The sequence below is a fragment of the Candidatus Erwinia dacicola genome (assembly GCF_001756855.1).
Taxonomy (GTDB): domain Bacteria; phylum Pseudomonadota; class Gammaproteobacteria; order Enterobacterales; family Enterobacteriaceae; genus Erwinia; species Erwinia dacicola.
Genome location: NZ_MAYS01000130.1, coordinates 1 through 1,556, shown reverse-complemented (window position 1 = coordinate 1,556; position 1,556 = coordinate 1). Strand labels below are relative to the sequence as shown.

Sequence of the window (1,556 nt, the reverse complement as noted above, 5' to 3'; positions counted from 1 at the left end):
ATCTTTGCAACAGTGCCGTTAGCTTTGCGTATGGCTCAGTACGCGACGTGCATCGCGGTAGCGATTTTTCCAGTATAAGTCATTCAGGTTAGAAATCATCACACCGCTGCTGGTGGAGACATGAACAAAGTTATCATTACCGATATAAATACCGACATGACGACTCGTAGAGCCTGCATGGAACAGAACTAAATCACCCGGGCGCAGTTTCGTGCGCTGAATACTTTTACCGATATATTCCTGCTCGTAGGTCGAGCGGGGCAGATCTAAGCCAAACTGCTCACGGAACGTGTTCTGTACAAAGGCGGAGCAATCAATGCCGCGTTTGCTGGTGCCGCCTAAGCGGTAACGCACACCTTTCCAGTCCGCATACTGGTCCATCAGACGGGATTTGATATCCAGATTCTGAACCATCTGTTCGAATTCATTCTGAGACGCTTGAAATAAAAAAACGTTCTGGCTTTTAACTGCATGAGTATCAGTTTGTACATTGTGTCCGCTGTTCAAACTACATGCTGACAACAGCGCCGCTAACGCAACAGAGGGGAGCGCCTGCAAAACATATCTCAGAATAGGTTGAGACTTAACCATTATGTTTGTGATCCCTTGAAGTCCTTAACGACCAAGTCGTTAGAAACGTGACGGAGCGAAACGAGATTAATTAGTACAGTGAGATAAGACAATTCTGAAAACGTTAAAATATGTGATTTAGCACACATTTAAAATATAACTTACTGAAATATTTTAGCCAAATTGGCTGATTGAAAGTGAGGTTAACCAATTACAAGCCGCATGGCGAGGGGTTTTAAGCAGTTTTTTTATGGTTTTTGTGATATTAGATCATTACGCAACGAATTGGTTACATTATCACCAATTCGCAGCGCGACCCTATGCACCTAAGTGCAATTTTGCAACAAAGCGCTCATTGTTAAATTATAATCAGAATTATCGGGCTGGACGGATGGGGAAATTAGAGGATTTGCTGTGGTGCAGAGCCTGACAAATTCGGTAATACTGCCAACTTACTGATTTAGTGTATGATAGTGCTTTTGAGATGCTCCAGTGGCTTCCATTTCCATCAGTTGTCCCTCCTATTCAGCTACTGAAGGCGTGGTGCGTAACGGTAAAAGTATTGCCGGACATCAGCGCTATCTCTGCTCTCACTGCCGTAAAACATGGCAGTTACAGTTTACTTACACCGCCTCTCAGCCTGGTACACACTAGAAAATCATTGATATGGCCATGAATGGCGTCGGATACCGGGCAACCGCCCGCATTATGGGCGTTGGCCTCAACACGATTTTACGGCACTTAAAAAACTCAGGCCGCAGTCAGTAACCTCGCGCATACAACCGGGCTGGGACGTCATTGTCTGCGCTGAAATGGACGAACAGTGGGGCTACGTCGGTGCTAAATCACGCCAGCGCTGGCTATTTTACGCGTATGACAGGATACGGAGGATGGTCGTGGCACACGTCTTCGGTGAACGCACTATGGCCACGCTGGAGCGTCTTCTGAGCCTGCTGTCGCCCTTTGATGTAGTGGTATGGATGACG

The 1,556-nt window shown here is 46.4% G+C and carries 1 protein-coding gene and 1 pseudogene; one reads left to right on the top strand and one right to left on the bottom strand.

Annotated features, from left to right (window positions below):
- Positions 1–18 precede the first annotated feature (18 nt).
- A complete protein-coding gene (gene mepS, locus BBW68_RS04010) occupies positions 19–591 on the bottom strand; it encodes a bifunctional murein DD-endopeptidase/murein LD-carboxypeptidase (protein ID WP_070134102.1) in 573 nt (190 codons plus the stop codon).
- 471 nt (positions 592–1,062) lie between these two features.
- On the opposite strand from mepS, the pseudogene BBW68_RS15685 reads away from it, so the two are divergent.
- Positions 1,063–1,556: pseudogene (locus BBW68_RS15685) on the top strand (IS1 family transposase); the annotation flags it as partial.

Bases quoted from the DNA above. Each gene is read 5' to 3' on its own strand.
- mepS (WP_070134102.1), bottom strand. From the start codon at position 591: ATGGTTAAGTCTCAACCTATTCTGAGATATGTTTTGCAGGCGCTCCCC.